Annotated in this window: 15 protein-coding genes; 4 read left to right on the top strand and 11 right to left on the bottom strand. The window is 73.3% G+C overall.

Annotated elements, in window-relative coordinates:
* Positions 1 to 9: 9 nt before the first annotated feature.
* Together OHS17_RS27470 and OHS17_RS27465 are read right to left on the bottom strand one after the other, a co-directional pair.
* The gene (locus tag OHS17_RS27470) at positions 10 to 534 is read right to left on the bottom strand and encodes a flavin reductase family protein (RefSeq protein WP_018100562.1); all 525 of its coding nucleotides are present in this window, start codon (positions 532 to 534) and stop codon (positions 10 to 12) included.
* A 332-nt stretch (positions 535 to 866) separates the two neighbouring features.
* Entirely contained in the window at positions 867 to 2,141 is a 1,275-nt protein-coding gene (locus OHS17_RS27465) for an ROK family transcriptional regulator (RefSeq protein ID WP_330314294.1), read from the bottom strand.
* 334 nt (positions 2,142 to 2,475) lie between these two features.
* Here OHS17_RS27465 and OHS17_RS27460 point away from each other — a divergent pair, with 334 nt between their 5' ends.
* A complete protein-coding gene (locus OHS17_RS27460) occupies positions 2,476 to 4,950 on the top strand; it encodes an endonuclease/exonuclease/phosphatase family protein (RefSeq protein WP_330314293.1) in 2,475 nt (824 codons plus the stop codon).
* 21 nt (positions 4,951 to 4,971) lie between these two features.
* Here the strand turns inward: OHS17_RS27460 and OHS17_RS27455 are convergent, their stop codons facing one another.
* The 3 genes from OHS17_RS27455 to OHS17_RS27445 are packed head-to-tail and all read right to left on the bottom strand — an operon-like array spanning position 4,972 to position 7,389.
* Positions 4,972 to 5,892, bottom strand: a complete 921-nt coding sequence (locus tag OHS17_RS27455) for an alpha/beta fold hydrolase (RefSeq protein WP_330314292.1) — start codon at positions 5,890 to 5,892, stop codon at positions 4,972 to 4,974.
* A 22-nt stretch (positions 5,893 to 5,914) separates the two neighbouring features.
* Positions 5,915 to 7,159, bottom strand: a complete 1,245-nt coding sequence (locus OHS17_RS27450) for a beta-ketoacyl-[acyl-carrier-protein] synthase family protein (protein WP_018100566.1) — start codon at positions 7,157 to 7,159, stop codon at positions 5,915 to 5,917.
* Positions 7,156 to 7,389 carry a phosphopantetheine-binding protein gene (locus tag OHS17_RS27445; RefSeq protein ID WP_026171182.1) on the bottom strand — a complete coding sequence of 78 codons (234 nt, stop codon included), beginning with the start codon at positions 7,387 to 7,389 and terminating at the stop codon, positions 7,156 to 7,158. The genes OHS17_RS27450 and OHS17_RS27445 overlap by 4 nt, the downstream gene beginning before the upstream one ends.
* Positions 7,390 to 7,722: 333 nt before the next feature.
* Between OHS17_RS27445 and OHS17_RS27440 the strand changes: the two genes are divergently transcribed.
* Complete coding sequence (locus tag OHS17_RS27440) at positions 7,723 to 9,267, top strand: peptidoglycan-binding protein (protein WP_330314291.1); 1,545 nt, start codon at positions 7,723 to 7,725, stop codon at positions 9,265 to 9,267.
* Positions 9,268 to 9,301: 34 nt separating this feature from the next.
* Here OHS17_RS27440 and OHS17_RS27435 read toward each other — a convergent pair whose 3' ends face one another.
* Complete coding sequence (locus OHS17_RS27435) at positions 9,302 to 9,868, bottom strand: dihydrofolate reductase family protein (protein WP_330314290.1); 567 nt, start codon at positions 9,866 to 9,868, stop codon at positions 9,302 to 9,304.
* A gap of 98 nt (positions 9,869 to 9,966) precedes the next feature.
* Between OHS17_RS27435 and OHS17_RS27430 the strand changes: the two genes are divergently transcribed.
* Together OHS17_RS27430 and OHS17_RS27425 are read left to right on the top strand one after the other, a co-directional pair.
* Positions 9,967 to 11,007, top strand: coding sequence for a hypothetical protein (locus OHS17_RS27430; protein ID WP_330314289.1), 1,041 nt, complete (start codon positions 9,967 to 9,969; stop codon positions 11,005 to 11,007).
* 148 nt (positions 11,008 to 11,155) lie between these two features.
* The gene (locus OHS17_RS27425) at positions 11,156 to 12,376 is read left to right on the top strand and encodes an MFS transporter (protein WP_330314288.1); all 1,221 of its coding nucleotides are present in this window, start codon (positions 11,156 to 11,158) and stop codon (positions 12,374 to 12,376) included.
* A 70-nt stretch (positions 12,377 to 12,446) separates the two neighbouring features.
* Here OHS17_RS27425 and OHS17_RS27420 read toward each other — a convergent pair whose 3' ends face one another.
* The 5 genes from OHS17_RS27420 to OHS17_RS27400 all read right to left on the bottom strand — a co-directional run bounded on the left by OHS17_RS27420 (position 12,447) and on the right by OHS17_RS27400 (position 22,212).
* A complete protein-coding gene (locus OHS17_RS27420; RefSeq protein ID WP_330314287.1) occupies positions 12,447 to 16,205 on the bottom strand; it encodes a S8 family peptidase in 3,759 nt (1,252 codons plus the stop codon).
* A gap of 109 nt (positions 16,206 to 16,314) precedes the next feature.
* Positions 16,315 to 17,466 (bottom strand): XdhC/CoxI family protein, encoded by a 1,152-nt coding sequence (locus OHS17_RS27415; RefSeq protein WP_330314286.1) that lies wholly within the window; start codon positions 17,464 to 17,466, stop codon positions 16,315 to 16,317.
* Positions 17,467 to 17,499: 33 nt separating this feature from the next.
* Positions 17,500 to 18,957, bottom strand: a complete 1,458-nt coding sequence (locus OHS17_RS27410; protein ID WP_020207247.1) for an NCS2 family permease — start codon at positions 18,955 to 18,957, stop codon at positions 17,500 to 17,502.
* Between the two features lie 270 nt (positions 18,958 to 19,227).
* Complete coding sequence (locus OHS17_RS27405; RefSeq protein WP_330314285.1) at positions 19,228 to 21,612, bottom strand: xanthine dehydrogenase family protein molybdopterin-binding subunit; 2,385 nt, start codon at positions 21,610 to 21,612, stop codon at positions 19,228 to 19,230.
* Between the two features lie 3 nt (positions 21,613 to 21,615).
* Positions 21,616 to 22,212 carry a (2Fe-2S)-binding protein gene (locus tag OHS17_RS27400; protein WP_093704893.1) on the bottom strand — a complete coding sequence of 199 codons (597 nt, stop codon included), beginning with the start codon at positions 22,210 to 22,212 and terminating at the stop codon, positions 21,616 to 21,618.

Raw genomic sequence — 22,212 nt, 5'->3', positions numbered from 1 at the left:
CTGATCCGGTCAGAGGGAGAGGTAGGAGCCGTCGTGGAAGAGCAGCGGGGCGCGGCCCTCGTCGAGCTGGGCGTCCACCACCCGGGCGATGACGATGCGGTGGTCACCGGCAGGGACGATCTGCTCGGTCTCCACCCGCAGATGGCCGGCCACCCCGTCGAGCAGGGGCTCGCCGCCGGGCAGGCGGTGCCAGCGGGTGGGGGCGGCGAAGCGGTCGATGCCGCTGGTGGCGAAGGTGGCGGCCAGGGGCTGCTGGTCGGCGCCGAGGAAGTGCACGACGGCCGTACGGGCGTGCTCGAAGTGCGGCCACGACGAGGTGGTGGTCCCTATGCCGAACGAGATCAGCGGCGGGGTCAGCGAGAGCGAGGTGAGCGAGGTCGCGGTGAAGCCGACCGGGCCCCGGCCGGAGTCGGTGGTGATGACGACGACCCCGGCGGGGTAGCGGCGGAACGCCTGCCGAAAGCGGTCGGGGGCGATCCCCGCCGGGGCGGGGGCGGCGGCCTGGGCCGCGTACGAGGGCACAGTGACGGTCAACGTGTCTCCCGAAGGTGAAAAGCCCGAAAGGGCAGCACGAAAAAGGCAGCTGGAATTGCGCGAAGGCGTGCATGAACACGGCGAGGCGCGCGGACGCGCGGAACGTTCGCCGGATATCAGCGGGTGTTTACCGGAGACCCGGACAGCGGCCGCGACAGGAACGCGGCGCGGCGGGCGCGGACGAGCGGAAGCGCGGCGTCATCGAGGACGCTTTCGCTGAATTCCGCTGTCGGCTGGTCATGAATCCATCATCCCGTGGCCGTTCGCGGCCGGTCAACAATGCAACTGACTGAATTAAGTCGGATTACGGAAGGGGCGCGGCGGGTCCGGTATCAGGAGACCGCGGGCAGCGCCGGCCACGGCCCCAGCGGGTCCGTGTACAGCGACCCGAGCGCCACCGCCCCGCCCGCCACAGCCAGGACGGACCCGGTGAAGCTGCTCGGCACCACGGCCCGCTCGGGGTCGTCGCACACCACCGACCGCTCGGCCACCTCCGCCCGCAGGCCGGCCAGGCACTCCGGCATCCGCCCGGCCCCCGGCTCGACCACGACCAGGACCTCCGGGTCGAACATGTCGAGGAGCAGGGCCGCCGCCCGCCCCACCAGCCGGGCCCGCCGGCGGAACAGCTCCACCGCCCGCGCGTCCCCGGCCAGCGCCCGGTCCAGCAGCTCCGGGAAGGACCCGGTCACCAGCCCCTGGGCGGCGGCGCGCCGCACCATGGCCCGCTCGGAGACCTCCGACTGGAGGCAGCCGGACCGCCCGCAGGAGCACGGCTCCGCACCGCCCGATCCCCCGGCCCCCAGGGGCAGATGGGCGACGCTGCCCGCGCCGGAGCGCGGTCCCCGGTGCAGGGCGCCGTCGGTGGCGAAGGCGGCGTCCACGACCGCGCCGACGAAGAGCAGGACGGTGCTGGCCCGCGTCGATTCCTGGCCGAACAGCTGCTCGGCCCGGGCCAGGGCGCGGGAGTGGCTGTCCACATGGACGGGCAGCCCGGTCGCGGCGGCGAGCAGGTCGCGGGCCGGGACGTCGTGCCAGCCGAGCTGCGGGTGCGCCACGATCACCCCGTCGACCGGGTCGACGCGGTGGCCGGTGGCCAGGCCGAGGGCGAGGACGGTCCGCCCACCGGCGTGCGCGGCGACCAACGCGGGCAGCCGGTCGGCGAGCTGGGCGAGCAGGTGGTGGGGGTCGGTGGAGCCGTGGGGCCGCCGGTCCTCGGCGACGATCCGGCCGCGCAGGTCCATCAGCGAGAGGGTGGAGTGGGCGACGGCGATGTGGGCCCCGGCGACCAGATAGCTGCCGGTGTCGATCTCGACGGGGATGTGCGGGCGGCCGAGCCCCTTGGGTCCGGCGGTCTCGGCGGCCTCCCGGACCAGTCCGCGGGCGAGGAGGCGGCCGACGTGCCCGCTGACGGAGGCGGGCGAGAGGCCGGTGAGCCGGGCGACCGTGGACCGGGCGACGGGCCCGTGGTCGAGGATCGCGCCGAGGACGGAGCCGGTGCCGGTCGGACGGCGGCCGGGCACCGGGGCCGGTATGTCGGCGCGGCGCAGCGGGGTGGCGCGGGTGTCGAGGGAGCGGCGGGCGGGGGCGGGGGCGGAGAGACGTTTCACCGTGTCTTCCAGACCTCGGGGGCGGCGATGGGCGCGGTGTCGGCGCGGCACGGGAGCCGGGGCGCGGAGGGCGCGGGCGCGGTGCCTCAGGCGCGGTGACACACGGCGGAGCACACCCGCTTGAGGTCGATGTGACCCCGCGTCGTGAGATGTGCGGATCGCTGCATGCCGCGCAACGTAGCCGGACCGGCTCAACCCGGTCAAACCATTGCCGCATCCTGGACAGCTCCGGGCGTGACCGAACGTTTTCCGGAATTCACCTCTGATGCCTTGTCATCGCCTGTTCTACGCGCATAGCTTGTGCTCCCTCACCACACTCTGAGGGGCATTCTCCGTGCGCATATCCACCACCCGTTCCGCCCTGCTGGCCGGCGCGGTAGCCGTGACGCTCTCGGCGACCGCGCTGCCCGCCGCCTTCGCGGCCCCGTCCGCGACCGCCGTGATCTCCGAGGTGTACGGGGGCGGCGGGAACTCCGGTGCGACGCTGACCCGCGACTTCATCGAGCTGGCCAACGCCGGCTCGGCCGCGTACGGCCTGGACGGGCTCAGCGTCCAGTACCTGCCGGGCGCCCCGTCGGCGGGCTCGCTGTGGCAGGTGTCCGCGCTGACCGGCTCCGTCGCGCCGGGCGGCCGCTATCTCGTCGCGGAGGCGGCGGGCACCGGCGGCACGGTGGCCCTGCCCACCCCGGACGCCACGGGCACCGTCGCGATGTCCGCCACCGCCGGCACCGTGGCCCTGGTCTCCGGGACGGCCCCGCTGACCTGCAAGACGGCCGCCGATTGTGCCGCCGACACCCGGATCGTGGACCTGGTCGGCTACGGCACCGCGGTCGTCCGGGAAGGCAGCGGACCGGCCAAGGGCACCTCGGCCACCGCCTCCGTGGCGCGGGCGGCCTCGCTGGCGGACACCGACGACAACGCCGCCGACCTGACCGCGGGGGCCCCCTCCCCGGTGAACGCGGCCGGGGAGACCTCGGGCGGCGGCGAGGACCCGGGCGACCCGGGCAACCCCACCGAGCCCGGCACCGTGCGGATCCACGACATCCAGGGCACCACCCGGGTCTCCCCGCTGGACGGCCGGGCGGTCACCGGGGTGCCCGGCGTCGTCACGGCCGTGCGCACCTCGGGTTCGCGCGGCTTCTGGATCCAGGACACCGCCCCGGACGCCGACCCGCGCACCGCCGAGGGCGTGTTCGTATACACCGGCTCCGCCGCCCCGGCCGTCCAGGTGGGCGATTCGGTGCTGGTCAGCGGGACCGTGGACGAGTACTACCCGTCGTCCACCACCCAGTCGGTCACCGAGATCACCGCCCCGAAGGTCACGGTCGTCTCCTCCGGCAACGCGCTGCCCGCGCCGGTGGTGCTGGACGCGAAGACGGTGCCGTCGAAGTACGTGCCCTCGGCCGGGGGCGGCTCGATCGACGCGCTGCCGCTGGAGCCGTCGACGTACGCGCTGGACCTGTACGAGTCCCTGGAGGGCACCCGGGTCCAGATCGCCGACACCCGCGTCACGGGCGCGACGACCAAGTACCACGAGGTCTGGGTGACGGTCGAGCCGAAGCAGAACCCGACCCGGCGCGGCGGCACGCTCTACGCCTCGTACACCGACCAGAACACCGGCCGGATCAAGGTCATTTCGCTGGATCCGGCCGCGCCGGTGCCCACCGCGAACGTGGGTGACGTGCTCGCCGGGACCACCTCGGGCGTCCTGGACTACGACTCGTACGGCGGCTACAACCTCCAGGCCACCGCGCTCGGCAAGGTCACCGACCACCACCTGAAGCGCGAGGTCACGCGCAAGCAGAAGGGCAAGGAGCTCGCGGTCGCCACGTACAACGTGGAGAACCTCGACGCGCTGGACGACCAGGCGAAGTTCGACACGCTGGCCGAGGGCGTCGCGGTCAACCTCTCCTCGCCCGACATCGTGTCGCTGGAGGAGATCCAGGACGACAACGGCGCGGTCAACGACGGCACGGTGGGCTCCGAGGCCACGCTGAAGCGGTTCACGGACGCGATCGTCGCGGCGGGCGGCCCGCGCTACTCGTGGCGCTATGTCGCCCCGCAGGACGGCAAGGACGGCGGCGAGCCCGGCGGCAACATCCGCAACGTGTTCCTGTACAACGCCAAGCGGGTGGACTTCGTGGACCGCCCGGGCGGCGACGCGACGACGCCGGTCGCGGCCGTGAAGACGAAGAAGGGCGTCACTCTGTCGGTGTCGCCGGGCCGGATCGCGCCCGCGAGCGCGGCCTGGGACGACAGCCGCAAGCCGCTGGTCGGCGAGTTCCGCTTCCACGGGAAGTCCGTCTTCGTCGTCGGCAACCACTTCGCGTCGAAGGGCGGCGACCAGCCGCTGCACGGGCGCTACCAGGAGCCGGTGCGCAGCTCGGAGACCAAGCGGGTGCAGCAGGCGAAGGAGGTCAACACCTTCGTCAAGTCGCTGCTGGCGGCGGACAAGTCGGCGCGGGTCGTGGTCCTCGGCGACCTCAACGACTTCGCGTTCTCGCCGACCGTCGGCGCGCTGACCGACGGCAAGGTCCTCAAGCCGCTGATCACCACGCTGCCGAAGAACGAGCAGTACAGCTATGTGTACGAGGGCAACTCGCAGACCCTCGACCACATCCTGACCAGCCCGGGCGTGCGCCGCTTCGACTACGACGTGGTGCACATCAACGCGGAGTTCGCCGACCAGGCGAGCGACCACGACCCGCAGATCGTCCGCGTCGACGTGAACGCCCCGGAGCACGGAAACGGGCACGGGCACGGCGGGCACGACCACGGTCACGGCGGCGGGCACCACGGGCACCACTGATCCGGCCCGCGGGCGGGCGGTTCAGCCGCCCGCCCGCGGCAGCACCGCGTCCGCCGCCTCCGTGCGCGGGCGCGGCAGGGGGGCGACCGGCCGCAGCGCGGGGGCGGGTTCCAGCGGCCGGTCGGTCAGGAAGCGGGCCACCAGGTCCGCCACGTCGTCGGGCCGTTCCAGGACGACCCAGTGGTCCGACTCGCCGATGGTGAGGAAGCGGCTGCCCTCGATCGTCGCCGCGAAGGCCCGCTGGCGCTCCGGCGAGGTCACGGTGTCGTGCTCGCCCGCGAAGACGAGCGCCGGGACCCCGGTCAGCCCGCCGGAGAAGTCCGGGCGGTGCTCCAGCGACCGGCGCAGCGAGCGCTCCGCGTGCGGGGAGTGCGTGAGGGCGTGCACGAAGGACCGGCGGACGTAGCGCAGGGCCAGCTCCCGCCGGTGGACCGGCCGGTCGGGGTCCAGGCACATCAGCGCCTCGGCGGTCAGGGCGGCGAGCCCTTCCGCGTCCCCGGCCTCCAGCCGGTCGACGGCCCGGCTCCAGTCGTCGCGCTGGGCGTCGCTGAGGTGCGACGGTACGCCGCCGAGGACCAGGCGGGCGATCCGGCCGGGGTCGCGCCGGGCGCAGCCGAAGGCGATGGACGTGCCGTAGGAGAAGCCGAAGAGGTTGACCCGGTCGGCGCCCAGGTCGTCCAGGACGCCGGTGACGGCGGCGCACAGGAGGCCGTCCCCGGTGCCGGGCGGCAGCGGGTCGGCGCCGCCCATGCCGGGCAGGTCGAGGGTGATCACGGAGGCGTGCGGGCCGAGGTGCTCGTCCATCTGCGGCCAGCCGTGGATGCCCTGGAGGGCGCCGCCGAGGACGACGACCGGTTCGGTCCGGGGCGCGGGCTGCGGCAGGACGCGGTAGCGGTAGCGGAACCCGCCGACGGTGAGGGTGCGGATGATCTCTTCGGTCATGGAATCTGGTCCTTGGCCCCGGTCACCTGGTGAGGACGAGGGCGGCGTTGTGGCCCCCGAAGCCGAGCGAGGTCTTGACGGCCGCCTCGAACGCGGCGGGCCTGGCCTCCTTGCTCACCACCTCGACCGGGATGTCCGGGTCGGGGGCGTCGAGATTGACGGTGGGCGGGACGAGCTGGTGCTGGAGGGCGAGGACGGTGAGCGCGGTCTCGATGCCTCCGGCGGCGCCGAGGGTGTGGCCGGTCATCGCCTTGGTGGAGGTGACGAGGGGGTGCTCGCCCAGGACCCGGCGGAGCATGGCCGTCTCGATCAGGTCGTTGGAGACGGTGGAGGTGCCGTGCGCGTTGACGTGGCCGATGGCGGCGGGGTCGGTCCCGGCGTCCGCGAGGGCGGTGCGCAGGGCGCGTTCGATGCCGAGCCCGTCGGGGTCCGGGGCGACGGCCGAGTAGGCGTCGCTGGACGAGCCGTAGCCGGTGACGTGGGCGCGCACGGTGGCGCCCCGGGCGCGGGCGTGTTCGGGGCGTTCCAGGACGAGGAGTCCGGCGCCCTCCCCGACGACGAAGCCGTCGCGGTGGGTGTCGAAGGGGCGGCAGGCGGCCTGCGGGTCGTCCAGGCGGGTGGAGACGGCCTTCAGACGGCAGGCGCTGGCGATCAGGAGCCGGGAGCAGACGGACTCGGCGCCGCCCGCGACGACGATGTCGCAGGCGCCGGTGCGCAGCATCTGGTGGGCGGTGCCGATGGCGACGGTGCCGGAGGAGCAGGCGGTGGAGACGGCCTGGCTGGGTCCGTGGGCGCCTAGGTCGGTGGCGACGCTGCTGGCGGCGCCGTTGACGACGGTGAGCGGGGCGAGCTTGGGCGAGACGCGGCGGGCGCCGCGTTCGGTGAGGGCGGTGTGCTGTTCGTCGTAGAAGGGCAGGCCGCCGTGGGCGGAGCCGATGACGACGGCGACCCGGCCGCTGTCCCAGACGGCGGGGTCCAGGCCCGCGTCGGCGACGGCCTCGCGGGCGGCGATGACGGCGAGGTGCGAGAAGCGGTCCATCAGCCGGTGTGCGGCGACGCCGAGCACGGCCCGGGTGTCGAGTCCGGTCACGCTGTACATGAAGTCGCAGGGCAGCCCGGCCAGTTCGGGCCGGTGCGGCACGCAGGGCGCGGTCGCGGGGTCGTTCACGGCGCGCCAGGTGGCCTCGGCGCCGACGCCCGCCGAGGTGACGAGGCCGATGCCGGTGACGGCCGCGGCGAACGGCGGCAGGCGGTAGGGGGCCGTCACGCGGCGGCCTTGCGGCGCACGGCGTCGACCAGCTGGCCGACGGTGTCGCGCGAGGTGAGCTGGACGTCGTCCAGGTCGACGTCGAGCCGGTCCTCGATGAGGAGCCGCAGCTCCTCCAGCGCCAGCGAGTCCAGCCGGAGCTGCCTGAGGGGCACGTCGGGGCGGATCGCCACGGGGTCGGTTCCGAAGTTGGCCGTCAGCAAGGTGCTGATCTCGTCTGCCGTGCTCATGCTCATCGGGCGCTTCTCCGCTGTCGTACGCGGTGACGCCTTGCCGCGTGAGATGTGAGTGCCATCGGGGACGCCGGCCGGTCCGGAGTTCTCTGTTATACGCCCTGTCGGCGGCGGGCCCGGCCCGCGTTCCCCCGTGCGGTGGGCTGCCGTCCAGGTGTGCGAATCCCACGCGGCGCGCGTGTGCTCACCGCCCGTCAACTCCGCCGGAGTGCACGCGCTTCGACACGCCTGCGGGCTGATTGTCATACCCCGGGTGGCTCTCTATCGTGAGCAGGCTTCGCGGCCGGCCGGCCCCGTCGGCCGGCCCTCCCCCACACAGCAGGAGCAGGCATGCCCCCACGCACCGCCCGGACCCGCGCAGCCCTTCTCGCGGCCCTCACCGCCACCGTCCTCGCCGCGACCGGCACCCCGGCCCTCGCGGCGGCGGACCCCTCGCACCCGATGGACCGGGCGTTCACCCGGGCCGCCCGGGCGTTCGACGTACCGCGCGATCTGCTCGCCGCCGTCGGGTACGGCGAGACCCGCCTCGACGGCCACGCCGGACACCCCAGCCAGGCGGGCGGCTACGGGGTGATGCACCTGGTCAGCAACCCCACGCACCACACCCTGGAACGCGCCGCCGCCCTCACCGGCGAACCGGCCGCCGCCCTGCGCACCGACACCGCCGCCAATATCCTGGGCGGCGCCGCCCTGCTGCGCGGTTACGCGGACGGACTGGGCCTCGACGCGGCGGACCGCGACCACCTCGACGCCTGGTACCCGGCCGTCGCCCGCTACAGCGGCACGCGGGGCACGGCCGCCGCGCTCTACGCCGACACGGTCTACACCTTCCTGGCCGACGGGCTCGACGCGCTCACCCCGGACGGCGAGCGGATCACGGTGACCGGGCGGCCGGTCTCCCCGGAGCGGGACGGGGTCGCGGCCGCGGACTCGGGTGCCCGGAGCGCCGACTACCCGGCCGCGCTCTGGGTCCCGGCCGACCCGAACAACTACACCAGCGGCCGGACCGCGAAGATCGACAAGGTCGTCGTCCACGTCACGCAGGGCTCGTACGCGGGCTCGATCAGCTGGTTCCAGGACCCCGTGTCCGAGGTGAGCGCGCACTACGTGGTGCGGTCGTCGGACGGGCAGATCACCCAGATGGTGCGGGACGCCGACACCGCGTACCACGCGCGCAGCGCCAACGCCTCGGCGCTGGGCATCGAGCACGAGGGCTTCATCGACGACCCGACCTGGTTCACGGACGCGATGTACCGCTCGTCGGCCGCGCTGACCGCCTCGCTGTGCGACAAGTACGGCATCCCGAAGGACCGGGCGCACATCATCGGGCACAGCGAGGCCCCGGGCAACGACCACACGGACCCCGGCCCGTACTGGGACTGGGACCGCTACATGGAGCTGGTCAAGGGCACCGGGACGGGCGGCGAGACCCGCGACGGGCTGAGCTTCGCCACGTACACGACCCAGCGCTCCGGCTCGACGGGGCCTCAGGTCACCGCCCTGCAGCGGCTGCTGAACGACCAGGGCTACGCGGCGGGCGAGGCGGACGGCAGCTTCGGGCCCACCACGGCGGCGGCGGTGACCTCGTTCCAGTCGGCGCGCGGGCTCGACGCGGACGGGGTCGTGGGGGCCAGGACCTGGACCGCGCTGCTGTCCGCCGGGTCGACCCCGGTGCTCGCCGAGGACGCCACGGGCGAGGACGTGAAGCGGCTCCAGCGGGCCCTGACGGCGGCGCTGGGCTCGACGGTGGACGCGGACGGCAGCTTCGGCCCGGCGACCGCGACCGCGGTGCGCTCCTACCAGACGGGGCGGGGGCTGACGGCCGACGGGATCGTGGGCCCCGGCACCTGGGCGGCGCTCCAGGCGGGCCGCTGACCGAGCGGTGGCGCCCCGGGCCGGTCCCGGGGCGTCACCGGCCGACGCGGTCGTAGCAGAGCTCCACGACCCCGGTGCCGAACGTGCGGGTCCCGGTGAGGCGGAGGGTCGTCCAGGTCTCGCGCGCCGGGAACATGGGCTTGCCGCCGCCGATGAGGACCGGGTGGACGTAGACGCGGTACTGGTCGATCAGGTCGTGCGCGGCGAAGGACGCCGCGAGGTCGGCGCCGCCGAGCGCGAGGTCGCCGCCGGGCTGCTCCTTGAGGGCCCTGACCTCCTCGGGGACGACCTCGCGGACGATGGTGGTGTTCCAGTCGGCGTGTTCCAGCGTCCGCGAGTAGACGTACTTCGGCATGTTCCGCCAGATGACGGCGAAGTCGGCCATCGGGCCCTCGTTGGCGGGGTCCTGGTCGGCGGTGGGCCAGAAGCCCGCCATCAGCTCATGGGTGACGCGCCCGTCCAGCATGCCGCCCATACCGGCCAGTTGCTCGTTGTAGTAGGTGTGCAGCTCCTCGTCGACCGTGTGCCACTCGATGTTCCGGTCCGGGGCCTCGATGAAGCCGTCGAGGGACATCGACATCCAGTAGATGATCTTGCGCATCGGGTACCTCACCGGGCGTTCGGGGACGGGTCGGGAAGCGCCGCCGACGTTACCGTCCGCCCTTGACGCCGAGCCGGACCGGCGCATAGGTGTCGGGCATGAGACTCGGAGAGGCGCGCGCCGCCGCCGCGCACTGGGTGGCCGCGCACGCCCGCCCCGCGCCGGACTACCTGGGGGCCTACTTCAGCGGCTCCACCGTCGGGCGGCCGGACGACGCGGAGCTGCCGGTCTCCTCGGACGTCGACGTGGTCGTGGTGACGGCGGGCACCGAGGCTCCGGCGAAGCCCGGCAAGCTCACGCACCGGGGCGCGCTGCTGGAGATCACCTACGAGCCGTGGTCCCTGCTGGCCGACCCGGAGGTGGTGCTGGGCGCGTACCACCTGGCGGGCGGCTTCCGCCGGGACACCGTCATCGACGACCCCACGGGGCGGCTGCGCGCGCTGCACGCGTACGTCGCACCGCGCTTCGCCCGGCGGGACCACGTGCGGCGGCGGTGCCTGGACGCCCGGCACCGCGTCGAGACCCGGCTCGCCGCTCTCGACCCCGCGCAGCCGTTCGCGACCCGCGTGATGGCCTGGCTCTTCCCCACCGGGGTCACCACGCACCTCCCGCTGGTGGCCGCCCTGCGCAACCCGACCGTCCGGCTGCGCTACCCCGCCGTGCGCGACGTGCTCACCGCGTACGGGCAGGAGGCGCGGTATCCGGAGCTGCTGGCGCTCCTGGGCTGCGCCGAGGTGTCCGCGCCGCTGGTCCGGCACCATCTCGCCGAGCTGACAAGGACGTTCGACGCCACGGTCCCCGTCGTGCGCACGCCGTTCTTCTTCGGCGGCGACCTCACCGAACGGGCGCGGCCCGTCGCCGTCGACGGCAGCCGGGAGCTGATCGACCGGGGCGACCACCGGGAGGCGGTGTTCTGGATCCTGGCGACCTTCGCCCGTTGCCACACCGTGCTGGCCGTGGACGCGCCCGCGCTGCACGCAGCCCGGCTCCCGGCCTTCCGGGCGGCGCTCGCCGACCTCGCCGGCATCGCGGACACCGGGGACCTGCTCGCCCGCCGCGACGAGGTGCTGCGCTTCGTGCCCCGGCTGTGGGCGGTCACGGAGGAGATCCTGGCGGCCAATCCGGAGGTCGTCGGGTAGGGCGGGGCTCTGCTACCTTGCCCGCGTGTCTCTTCCTCGTGCGTAGGACCCCGTCGAGACCGCGCCCGGCGTACCGGGTGCGGCCATCCGGTGTCCCCGCATACCCGTGGCGCGGCGAGTCCGCGCCACCCTCCCGAGGAAGACCGTCGTGTCCACTCCTTCGTACGTCGCTGTTCTGCGCGTGCCGCACGCCGCGCGCGCCTTCGCCGCCGCGCTGACCGGGCGGCTCTCCTACGGAATCGCCCCGCTCGCCCTGCTGCTCGCCGTCAAGGACGCCACCGGCTCCTACTCCGCCGCGGGCACCGTCATGGCCCTGTTCGGGGCCGCCAGTGTGTTCCTGTCCCCCGCCCGTGCCGGGCTGATCGACCGCTACGGGGCGCGCCGCGCGCTGCCGCCGATGGCCGGTCTGTACGCGGTGCTGCTCACCGTCCTCGCCCTGGTCACCTGGCGGCCGGGCGCGTCCCCCGTGGTCCTCGGGGTCCTCGCCGCGGCGGCCGGGGTCTGCACTCCGCCGCTCGGCCCGGTCATGCGGACGGTGTGGAGCGACCTCGTCCCCGACCGGGAGCTGCTGCGCCGCGCGTACAGCCTGGACGGAGTGGCCGAGGAACTGCTGTACGTCTCCGGGCCGTTGCTGGTGGGCGTCGCGGTGACGGTGACCGGGCCCGCCGCCGCCGTGCTGGCCGGTGCGGTGCTGATCGCGTTGGGGGCGGGGGCGCTGGTCGCCTCGCCCGCCGTGCCGCGCGGGAAGCCGGACCACCGCACGGCGGCCGACGGACCGGCGGCGCCCGGTCTGCGGCTGAGCGCCGTGCCCGCGCTGCGGCGGGCCGTGCTGCTGACGGGAGCCGTGGGGCTCTGCCTCGGGGCGCTGGACCTGCTGGCGGTGGCCCTCACCGAGGCGATGCACCGGGCGTCGGCGGTGTCCTGGGTGCTGGCCGCCCTGTCGGCGACGAGCGCCGTCGGGGGGTTGGCCTACGGGGCGCTGCGGTGGCGGGCCCCGCTCGGGGTGCGGCTGCCGCTGCTGGCCGCCGGGCTGTCCGGCGCGGTGGCGGCGGCCGGTCTCGCGGGCAACGTGTACGTGCTGATCGCCGTGGTCGGGGCGGCCGGGCTGTTCCTGGCACCGGCGCTCACGACCGCGTACCTGATCGCGGACGAGTCGGCGGACGCGGCTCGGCGCACCCGGGCGGGCGCCTGGGTCAACACCGCGTTCAACGCGGGCTCGTCGGGCGGGACGGCGGCGGTGGGGCTGCTGGTGGACCGGCTGCCGCTCGCCCTGTGCTGCGCGGTGGCGGCGGCCCCGGCGCTGCTGTGCGCTGCGGCGATGTGGGGCGCCGGTGTCCGGACGGGGCCCGAGGCGGCGAAGGCGGTCTGACGCACGGAGGCGGCCGCCCACCCGGGAAGGGGTGAGCGGCCGCCTCGTACGCGGGTTCAGCGGAAGCGGGTCACTTCAGGCCGAACGCCCGGATGATCTCCTGGTCCACCGCGAGACCGCCGGCGGCCTCGGCGTGGGCCTTGAGCGAGACCGCCTTGGCGCCCTTCTTCGGGGTCTTGAACCGGGCGGTCCAGGATCCCGTCCGGTCCTTGTCGAGCGACACCGGGCTCCAGGTCTTCCCGTCGTCGTAACTCACCGACAGGCGGGCCTTCGTGGCCTTCACGGCCCCGTTCAGCCACTCCTGCGTGGTGGACGACAGACCGACCTCGGTCCACTTCCCGGCCCGCACGTCACCGGCGAGGTCCGTGGCGACGTCGTAGTCCAGCTGGAGCATCGGGATGTCCACCTGGTACGGACCCTCCGGGTCCAGGGCGCCCGAGACGAACGACCACTCCGAGTGGGTGCGTACGGACGTCTTCCAGGTGTCCGCGTCGCGCGAGGCGTCGAGCACCAGGCGGTAGGGCAGCTTCTCGTCGGGCAGGTCGCCGATGTAGCCGGCCCGGCCCGGGGACTCGTCGAGCAGCTTGTCGCCCTGGTAGACCGTCACCTTGCCGGTGTCGTACTCCTTGTCCGGCATGGAGCCCGAGTGCCCGGCCCCGGCGTCCGTCCACGGGGTGATGTTGTACTGGATGTCGCCGTACTGCGAGCGGTTCGGGCCCCAGTAGGCGGTGCCCAGGCGCGGCCGGGTGACGGGGGCGAACCACTCGGCCTTGTTGGTCGAGCCGGCCCGGTAGTCCATCTCGCCGCCGCGCTCCTCCAGCGCGGTGTCGCTGCCCTCCTCGTTGAACTGCGAGTGGTTCTCGTACCAGAAGGAGGCACCCGGCAGCGGGGTGACCCACTCGGTGCGGGTGCCGGGGAACTTCTCGTACTCCTCGAAGCCGAGCCCGGGGCCGTACTCGGGGATGTCGTAGCGGAAGCCGCCGCCGATGACGTCGCGGTGGCCGTAGAAGGTGTTCTGGATCTTCGCCAGGTCACGGGTGGCCGGGTCGAAGGCGAGCGAGCGGTTCGGGATGGTGCCGTCGTGGCGGTCGACCAGGTCGTAGACGTAGCTCGCGTACTTGTGCTGCTCGACGGTCAGCTTCTCGCCGTGCTGCGCGGCCTTGACCAGGCGCTCGCCGGCGATCCGCTGGACGGAGAGCACCGGGATGGGGAGCGTGGTGCCCCAGTCCGCGTAGGACTCCATCAGCCGGCCGTCGCCGCGGTTGACGACGAACAGCGCCTTGGCGCCTGCGGCGACCGCGGCTGCGGCGCGGTCGGCCGGGGACACCGTGTCACTGGCGCGGATGACCACGGCCATGCCCTTGGCGTCCACGCGCTTGTAGTCGGCGGCGGAGCCGTTGCCCGCGAAGACGCTGCGGAGCTTGTCCCTGCTGTCCTCGGCGACCGCCGATCCGCCCTGCGGGGTGACCGGGACGTCCCGGCCGTCGGACGTCAGGTCGATGAGCTTCTCGCCCTGGCGCCAGCGGGTCAGGAAGGAGAAGTCGCCCTGGGTGACCTTCTTGGTGGGGCTCGCCCACAGCTGGTCGTACGTCAGCGGGATCTGGTACGCGTCGCGCAGGACGGTGCCGTCCGGTGAGGTGCGGGCCATGTCGTAGCGCAGCTGCCGGGTCTCGCTCTCCTTCGGCGTGCTCACGCTGATCTTGCGGGCCTTGGAGGCGTCGAGGGTGGCCGTGACCGGCTTGTTCAGGATGATCTCGGGGGCCGCGAGGAAGACGACGGCCTTGGAGTCCGCGGTGTCGCCCTTGACGTCGGCGGCGGCCCAGGCGGTGTAGTTGCCCGGGGGCAGCCTCAGCGTGGTGTCGCCCGACACCGCGATCGGCGACAGGTTCGGGTCGCCGAGGGCGCCGAGGACGACGGTGCCGTCCATGGGCTTGCCGGAGCGGTCGCGGAGCCGGAGCGTCAGGTCGTAGAGCTCCTGCTCCTTGGTGAGCGCGAAGCCGGTGTGCGCGACGACGGCGCCGGACGCGTCCTTGGCGATCACCTGGCCGGAGAACGTGGTGCCCGCGTCGACCTTCGACGGGTCGAGCGTGAGGACGGCCTCGGCGGTCGAACCGGCCGGGACGGTCAGCTGCTTGACGGACAGCGTGTACGCGTCCGAGTCGCTGTCCGTCGCCAGGTCGAGGGTGACGTCGGCGGTGCCGGTGTTGCGGTAGGTGACGGTGCGTTCGGCGACCGGGTCGGAGGCACTGTGCGGCCAGTCGTACGCGGCGACCTCGACGGAGCCCGTGGCCTCGATGGTGGTGTCGATGGCGGCCTTCACGTCGAGGCGGCCGGTGCCCTGCTCGTACGGGGTGTAGTCGGGCAGCACCTTGGACGAGGTCATCAGCGCGTCCTTGATGCGCTGGCCGGACCAGTCGGGGTGGCGCTGCTTGACGATGGCGGCGGCGCCCGCGACGTGCGGGGTGGCCATCGACGTACCGGACATCGACTGGTACATGCCCTCGATGCCGGGGACGGACTGCGACGCGGCGGCGTTGATGTCGACGCCGGGCGCGGACAGGTCCGGCTTCAGGCCGTAGCTGCGCACCAGCGGGCCCATGGACGAGAAGTCGGCGCGGCCGTCCTGCTTGTCGACGGCGGCGACGGTGAGCGCCTTGTCGGCGGAGCCGGGCGAGCCGATGGTGCCCGCGCCGTACGCGTTGCCCGCGGCGATCACGAAGAGCGGGCCGCCGTCCGCGGAGAGGGTGTTGACGGCCTGGGACATGGGGTCGGTGCCGTCGTCGGCGACCGGGGAGCCGAGGCTCATGGAGACGACGTCGGCGCCCTCCGCCTTGGCCCACTCCATGGCCTCGATGATGCCGGAGTCGGCGCCGGAGCCCTCGTTGCTGAGGACCTTGCCGACGAGCAGTCCGGCCTCGGGTGCGACGCCCTTGTTGACGCCGTCGGACGCGGCGCCGGAGCCGGCGATGGTGGAGGCGACGTGCGTGCCGTGGCCGTTCTTGTCGTCCACCTCCTCACCCGGGACGAAGCTCTTCGTCTCCAGGATGCGGTCCTTGACGTCCGGGTGGTCCTCGTCGATGCCGGTGTCCAGGACAGCGACCTTGATGCCCTTGCCGTCGTAGCCCTCGGCCCAGGCCTGCGGGGCGTTGATCTGCGGCACCGAGTCCTTGAGCGCGGCCTCGGCGCGGCCGTCGAGCCAGAGCTTGGCGATGCCGTTGTCCAGCGAACGGGCCGTGGCGGTGCGCGCGATGTCGTTCCAGAAGGCGCGGGCGGTGTCCTTGCCGGCCTTGAGGGCGGCGCCGTGGATGGACTCCAGCTGCCGGACGGTCCTGCTGCCCTGCGGGGCGACGGGCAGCGAACGGGCCTTGGCCGCGGGGTAGGTGGCGATCAGCGGGATGCCGCCGGTCCTCTTGTCGTCGTAGCCCATCTTCGCGAGCGCCGAGACGTTGAAGAGGCGGCGGTCCAGCTTCCCGGCCGCGAGGAGGCTCTGCGCCTCGTCGGGCAGGACGTAGATGTCGTCCCCGGCCTGCTGGACGTGGACGCCGCCGGTCGCGCCCTCGGGGCGGTCCACGGTGACGGTGTCCTGGTGGCCCGCGCCGTCGGCGTAGTGGACGACGTCACCGGTGACGAGGGTGATGTCGTAGCGGTGAACGGGCCCCGCGGCGGGGGTGGTTGCCGCGGTGGGGGAAGCGGGGGCGGCGTACGCGGCGCCCGTGACGGGCAGCAGCGCGCCGCTCATCAGGGCCGCGGCGGTGGCTATGACGAGGGTGCGTCGCCCGGCGCGTGCGGGTCTCGCCCGGCCGGTCGCGGTGGAGGGGGAGAAAGTCATGGGTGATGATCTACCGGTAATCCGGCCGCCGTGGGACGGTCCGCGCCTGGCGCGAATGTGCCGTGGCGGCTAACCGCCGGTGGTGGACGCCTCGCCTCCGAGGGCTACTTCAGGCCACCGAGCCGATGCGCCCCGCCGGGGGCAGCCCGCCCGGGTGGTGGATCGGGGTGTGCGCGCCGGTCAGCGGGGCGCCGCTGCCGCCGCGCCGGGCCGCGACGATCTCGGCGGCGATCGACAGGGCCGTCTCCTCCGGCGTACGGGCTCCGAGGTCGAGCCCGATCGGCGAGTGCAGGCGGGCCAGCTCCAGCTCGGTGACCCCGGCCTCGCGCAGCCGTTCGTTGCGCTGGAGGTGGGTGCGGCGGGAGCCCATCGCGCCGACGTACGCGACGGGCAGCTTGAGCGCCGCCTCCAGCAGGGGCACGTCGAACTTGGCGTCGTGCGTGAGGACGCACAGGACCGTGCGCGCGTCCACCGCGGTTCCGGCCAGATAGCGGTGCGGCCAGTCCACGACCAGCTCGTCCGCGTCCGGGAAGCGGGCCTTCGTCGCGAAGACGGGCCGCGCGTCGCACACCGTGACGTGGTAGCCGAGGAACTTGCCGGCCCGGACCAGGGCCGAGGCGAAGTCGATGGCCCCGAACACGATCATCCGGGGCGGCGGCACGCTGGACTCCACGAGCAGCGTGAGGGGCTGCCCGCAGCGCGAGCCGTCGGCGCCGATGGTGAGGGTGCCGGTGCGGCCCTGGTCCAGCAGGGCGCGGGTCTCGGCGACCGCGGTGCGGTCCAGCTCGGGGTGTCCGCCGAGCCCGCCCTCGTAACGGCCGTCGGGGTGCACCAGGAGCGGCCGGCCGAGGAGTTCGGCGGGCCCGTCGGTGATCCGGGCGACCGCCGCCGCCTCCCCCCGTACGGCGGCGGCGAGCGCGGCGGCGTACACCGGGCGGGCGGGGTCGTCCGCCCGGACCGGGGTCACCAGGATGTCGATGACGCCGCCGCAGGTCAGGCCGACCGCGAAGGCGTCCTCGTCGCTGTAGCCGAAGCGTTCGAGGCGGGTCAGGCCGTCCTCCAGCGCCTCCTGGCACAGCTCGTACACGGCCCCCTCCACGCACCCGCCGGAGACCGAGCCGATCGCCGTGCCGTCGCGGTCGACGGCGAGCGCGGCCCCCGGCTGGCGGGGCGCGCTGCCGCCGACGGCGACGACGGTGGCCACGGCGAAATCGCGTCCCTGCCCGGCCCAGCGGTCGAGCTCTTCGGCGATGTCCAGCATCTCGGTCTCCTTGCGGGTGAGTGGGGCGGCGGATCAGCTGACGCCGAGCCAGCTCTCGATCGGGTGCAGGGCGAAGTAGACGACGAAGATCACCGTCAGGCCCCACATGAACGCGCCGACCTCGCGGGCCCGGCCCTGGGCGGCCTTGATGGCGACGTACGAGATGACGCCCGCCGCCACACCGGTGGTGATGGTGTACGTGAACGGCATCAGGACCACCGTCAGGAACACCGGGATGGCCACGGAGCGGTCGCTCCAGTCCACGTGCCGGGCGTTCTGCATCATCATCGCGCCGATGACGACGAGAGCGGCGGAGGCCACCTCGGCGGGCACGATCGCGGTGAGCGGGGTGAAGAAGAGGCAGGCGGCGAAGAACAGGCCGGTGACGACGGAGGCCAGACCGGTCCTGGCCCCCTCGCCGACGCCGGTCGCGGACTCCACGAAGACCGTCTGCCCGGAACCCCCGGCGACACCGCCGATGGCCCCGCCGGCGCCGTCGATGAACAGCGCCTTCGACAGGCCCGGCATGCGGCCCTTGTCGTCGGCGAGACCGGCCTCCGTACCGACACCGATGATGGTGGCCATCGCGTCGAAGAAGCCGGCGAGCACCAGGGTGAAGACGATGAAGCCGACGGTCATCGCGCCGACGTCGCCCCAGCCGCCGAAGTCGACGTCGCCGAAGAGCGAGAAATCCGGTGAGGAGACCGCGGAGCCCTTGAGCTCCGGCGGGCCGCTGCTCCAGATCTTCGGGTCTACGTCCGCGACCTTGTTGATCACGAAGGCGACCACGGTGCCGACGACAATGCCGATGAGGATCGCGCCGGGGATGTTGCGGGCCTGGAGCATGAAGATCAGCAGCAGGGTGACCGCGAAGACGAGGACCGGCCAGCCGGCGAGTTCACCGGCGGGGCCGAGGGTCACCGGGGTCGCGGTGCCCTTGCCGACGAAGCCGGCCTTGTAGAGCCCGATCAGGGCGATGAACAGGCCGATGCCCATGGTGATGCCGTGCTTCAGAGGAAGCGGGATCGCGTTCATGATCAGCTCGCGCAGACCGGTGACCACCAGGAGGCAGATCACCACGCCGTACATCACGCACATGCCCATGGCCTGCGGCCAGGTCATTTCGGGGGCGACCTGCGAGGACAGGACGCCGGAGACGCTGAGGCCCGCGGCGAGCGCGAGCGGGACCTTGCCGACGAAGCCCATGAGCAGGGTGGTCACGGCCGCCGCGAGCGCGGTGGCGGTGATCAGGGCGGGCTGGCTGAGCAGATTGCCGTCGACGTCCTTGCCGCCGAGGATCAGCGGGTTGAGCAGAAGGATGTACGCCATGGCCATGAAGGTCGTGACGCCGCCGCGCACTTCCCGGGCCACGGTCGAACCGCGGTCGGATATGTGGAAGTACCGGTCGAGCCACGATCTGCCGGCGGGGACGCGCGAGCCGGGGCCCGCGTCCTCCGCACCGGTCTTCGGCTGCACTGACTGCTGGGTCATGATGCCTGACTCCCAAGGTTCACAGGGGCACCCGCGATGAAGAATCAAGATGCGGGATTTGGGATGACTGCGCTGGCGGCACGACCCGGGGGACGGCCCGAGACGAACTGTTCATGCAGGAGGGAACGGAACGGGTGGTGCTGTTCCGGTGCGGGGGGTTCGGGGCCGCGAGCGGGGCGGGACCCTGGGCCTCCGGGCGGTGCGGGCCGGGAAGTGTGACGTTCGCCGGTGGCACGCACCGCCCGGAGAGCGGTGGGGGCGGAGCCCCGGTCAGACGCCGGTGAGGTGTTCCGGCCGGACCGGCGTCCGGTCGAGCTCCAGACCCGTTGCGTTCCGGATCGCCGCGAGGACGGCCGGGGTGGACGACAGGGTCGGGGCCTCGCCGATGCCGCGCAGCCCGTACGGGGCGTGGTCGTCGGCGAGTTCGAGCACGTCGACCGGGATGGTCGGCGTGTCGAGGATGGTGGGGAGGAGGTAGTCCGTGAAGGAGGGGTTGCGCACCTTCGCGGTCACCGGGTCGACGATGATCTCCTCCATGACGGCGATGCCCATCCCCTGGATGGTGCCGCCCTGGATCTGGCCGACGACCGACAGCGGGTTGAGCGCCTTGCCGACGTCCTGGGCGCAGGCCAGTTCGATGACCTTGACCAGGCCGAGCTCGGTGTCGACCTCGACCACCGCGCGGTGCGCGGCGAAGGAGTACTGGACGTGGCCGTTGCCCTGTCCGGTGCGCAGGTCGAAGGGCTCGGTGGGCCGGTGGCGCCACTCCAGCTCGACGTCGATCGCCTCGTCCTCCAGGACGTCCGCGATGTCCGCCAGCACCTCTCCGCCGTCGGTGACGACCTTGCCGCCCTCCAGGAGGAGTTCGGCGGTCGCCCAGGCGGGGTGGTAGGTGCCGAGCTTGCGGCGGCCGAGCTCCAGGAGCTGTTCGCGGACGGCCTCGCAGGAGTTCTTGACCGCGCCGCCGGTGACGTACGTCTGACGGGACGCGGAGGTCGATCCGGCGGAGCCCACCTGCGTGTCGGCGGGGTGGATGGTGACCTGGGCGACGCCGAGTTCGGTACGGGCGATCTGGGCGTGCACCGTGACGCCGCCCTGCCCGACCTCGGCCATGGCGGTGTGGACGGTCGCGACGGGCTCGCCGCCGATGACCTCCATCCGGACCCGGGCGGTGGAGTAGTCGTCGAAGCCCTCGGAGAAGCCGACGTTCTTCAGGCCGACCGCGTAGCCGATGCCGCGCACGACGCCCTCGCCGTGCGTGGTGTTGGACAGGCCGCCGGGCAGGGCGCGGACGTCGGCGTGCTCGCCGGCGCTCTCCCACTGGCGCTCGGGCGGCAGCGGCATGGCCTTGACGCGGCGCAGCAGTTCGGCGACCGGGGCGGGCGAGTCGACCGCCTGCCCGGTCGGCAGCAGGGTGCCCTGCTCCATGGCGTTGAGCTGCCGGAACTCGACCGGGTCCATGTCCAGCTGCGCGGCCAGCTTGTCCATCTGCGCCTCGTAGGCGAAGCACGCCTGGACGGCGCCGAAGCCGCGCATGGCGCCGCACGGGGGGTTGTTGGTGTAGAGCGCGATCGCCTCGATGTCGACGTCCTCGATGACGTACGGGCCGACGGCCAGCGAGGAGGCGTTGCCGACGACGGCCGGGGACGCGGAGGCGTAGGCGCCGCCGTCGAGGACGATGCGGCACCTCATGTGCGTGAGCTTGCCGTCGCGGGTGGCGCCGTGCTCGTAGTGGAGGCGGGCCGGGTGGCGGTGGACGTGCCCGAAGAAGGACTCGAAGCGGTTGTAGACGATCTTGACGGGCTTGCCGGTGCGCAGCGCGAGCAGGCAGGCGTGGATCTGCATCGACAGGTCCTCGCGCCCGCCGAAGGCGCCGCCGACGCCGGAGAGCGTCATGCGGACCTTGTCCTCGGGCAGGCCGAGGACGGGCGCGATCTGGCGCAGGTCGGAGTGGAGCCACTGGGTCGCCACGTACAGGTCGACACCGCCGTCCTCGGCGGGTACGGCGAGGCCGGACTCGGGGCCCAGGAACGCCTGGTCCTGCATGCCGAAGTAGTAGTCGCCCTTGACGATGACGTCGGCCCGGGCCTCGGCCGCGTCCGCGTCGCCGCGGACGATGGGCTGGCGGTGGACGATGTTGGGGTGCGGCACGTGGCCGATGTGGTGGTCGTCGCGGCCCTCGTGGATGAGGGGGGCGCCGGGCGCGGTCGCGGACGCCTCGTCGGTGACGACGGGCAGCTCGCGGTAGTCGATCCGGATCTTCGCGGCGGCGCGGCGGGCCGTCTCCGGGTGGTCGGCGGCGACGAGCGCGACGGGCTCGCCGTGGTGGCGGACCCGGCCGTGGGCGAGGACGGGGGTGTCCTGGATCTCCAGGCCGTAGTTCTTCATCGCGGCGGGCAGGTCGTCGTAGGTGAGGACCGCGTAGACGCCGGAGGTGGCCAGCGCCTCGGAGACGTCGATGGAGACGATCTCGGCGTGCGCGACGGTGGAGCGCAGGGTGTGGCCCCAGAGCATGTCCTCGTGCCACATGTCCGAGGAGTACGCGAACTCGCCGGTGACCTTCAGGATGCCGTCGGGGCGCAGCGTGGACTCGCCGATGCCGCCCTTGGTGCGGCTGCCCTGGTTGATGTTGGTGGGGGAACCGGTAACGCCCATGGCTCAGACCGTCTCTTCCGCGCGGGCGGCCGCGAGGCGGACCGCGTCGAGGATCTTCTCGTAGCCGGTGCAGCGGCAGAGGTTGCCGGAGAGCGCCTCGCGGATGTCCGCGTCGGACGGCTGCGGGGTGCGCTCCAGGAGCTCGTCGGCCGCGACCAGGAGGCCGGGGGTGCAGAAGCCGCACTGGACGGCTCCGGCGTCGATGAACGCCTGCTGGATCGGGGAGAGCTCCCCGGTGTCTCGGGTCTCGTCGCCCGCGGCGGGCTCGGCCTTCCAGCGCTTGGCCCGGTCCAGCGAGGTGCCGCAGGCGCCGGAGGCGCAGCCGGTGCCGGGGTGGGCCTCGGCGCGGTGGGCGGCGAAGTCGGCCAGGCCTTCTACGGTGACGACGTCGCGGCCCTCGACCTGGCCGGCGGCGACCAGGCAGGAGCAGACCGGGACGCCGTCGAGGCGGACCGTGCAGGAGCCGCACTCGCCCTGTTCGCAGGCGTTCTTGGAGCCGGGCAGGCCCATGCGCTCGCGCAGGACGTAGAGGAGGGACTCGCCCTCCCAGACATCGTCGGCCTCGTGGCGGCGGCCGTTGACCGTGAAATTGACGCGCAT

This window comes from Streptomyces sp. NBC_00523 (assembly GCF_036346615.1).
GTDB lineage: Bacteria > Actinomycetota > Actinomycetes > Streptomycetales > Streptomycetaceae > Streptomyces.
The sequence above is the reverse complement of the archived record's forward strand: the minus strand, read 5'-3'. Positions and strand labels throughout refer to the sequence as shown.

What these genes read in the sequence shown, in the direction of transcription:
- OHS17_RS27455 (WP_330314292.1), bottom strand. Translation starts at nt 5,892, where the DNA reads ATGACCGAAGAGATCATCCGCACCCTCACCGTCGGCGGGTTCCGCTAC.
- OHS17_RS27445 (WP_026171182.1), bottom strand. Translation starts at nt 7,389, where the DNA reads ATGAGCACGGCAGACGAGATCAGCACCTTGCTGACGGCCAACTTCGGA.
- OHS17_RS27440 (WP_330314291.1), top strand. Translation starts at nt 7,723, where the DNA reads ATGCCCCCACGCACCGCCCGGACCCGCGCAGCCCTTCTCGCGGCCCTC.
- OHS17_RS27435 (WP_330314290.1), bottom strand. Translation starts at nt 9,868, where the DNA reads ATGCGCAAGATCATCTACTGGATGTCGATGTCCCTCGACGGCTTCATC.
- OHS17_RS27430 (WP_330314289.1), top strand. Translation starts at nt 9,967, where the DNA reads ATGAGACTCGGAGAGGCGCGCGCCGCCGCCGCGCACTGGGTGGCCGCG.
- OHS17_RS27420 (WP_330314287.1), bottom strand. Translation starts at nt 16,205, where the DNA reads ATGACTTTCTCCCCCTCCACCGCGACCGGCCGGGCGAGACCCGCACGC.
- OHS17_RS27415 (WP_330314286.1), bottom strand. Translation starts at nt 17,466, where the DNA reads ATGCTGGACATCGCCGAAGAGCTCGACCGCTGGGCCGGGCAGGGACGC.
- OHS17_RS27410 (WP_020207247.1), bottom strand. Translation starts at nt 18,957, where the DNA reads ATGACCCAGCAGTCAGTGCAGCCGAAGACCGGTGCGGAGGACGCGGGC.
- OHS17_RS27405 (WP_330314285.1), bottom strand. Translation starts at nt 21,612, where the DNA reads ATGGGCGTTACCGGTTCCCCCACCAACATCAACCAGGGCAGCCGCACC.
- OHS17_RS27400 (WP_093704893.1), bottom strand. Translation starts at nt 22,212, where the DNA reads ATGCGCGTCAATTTCACGGTCAACGGCCGCCGCCACGAGGCCGACGAT.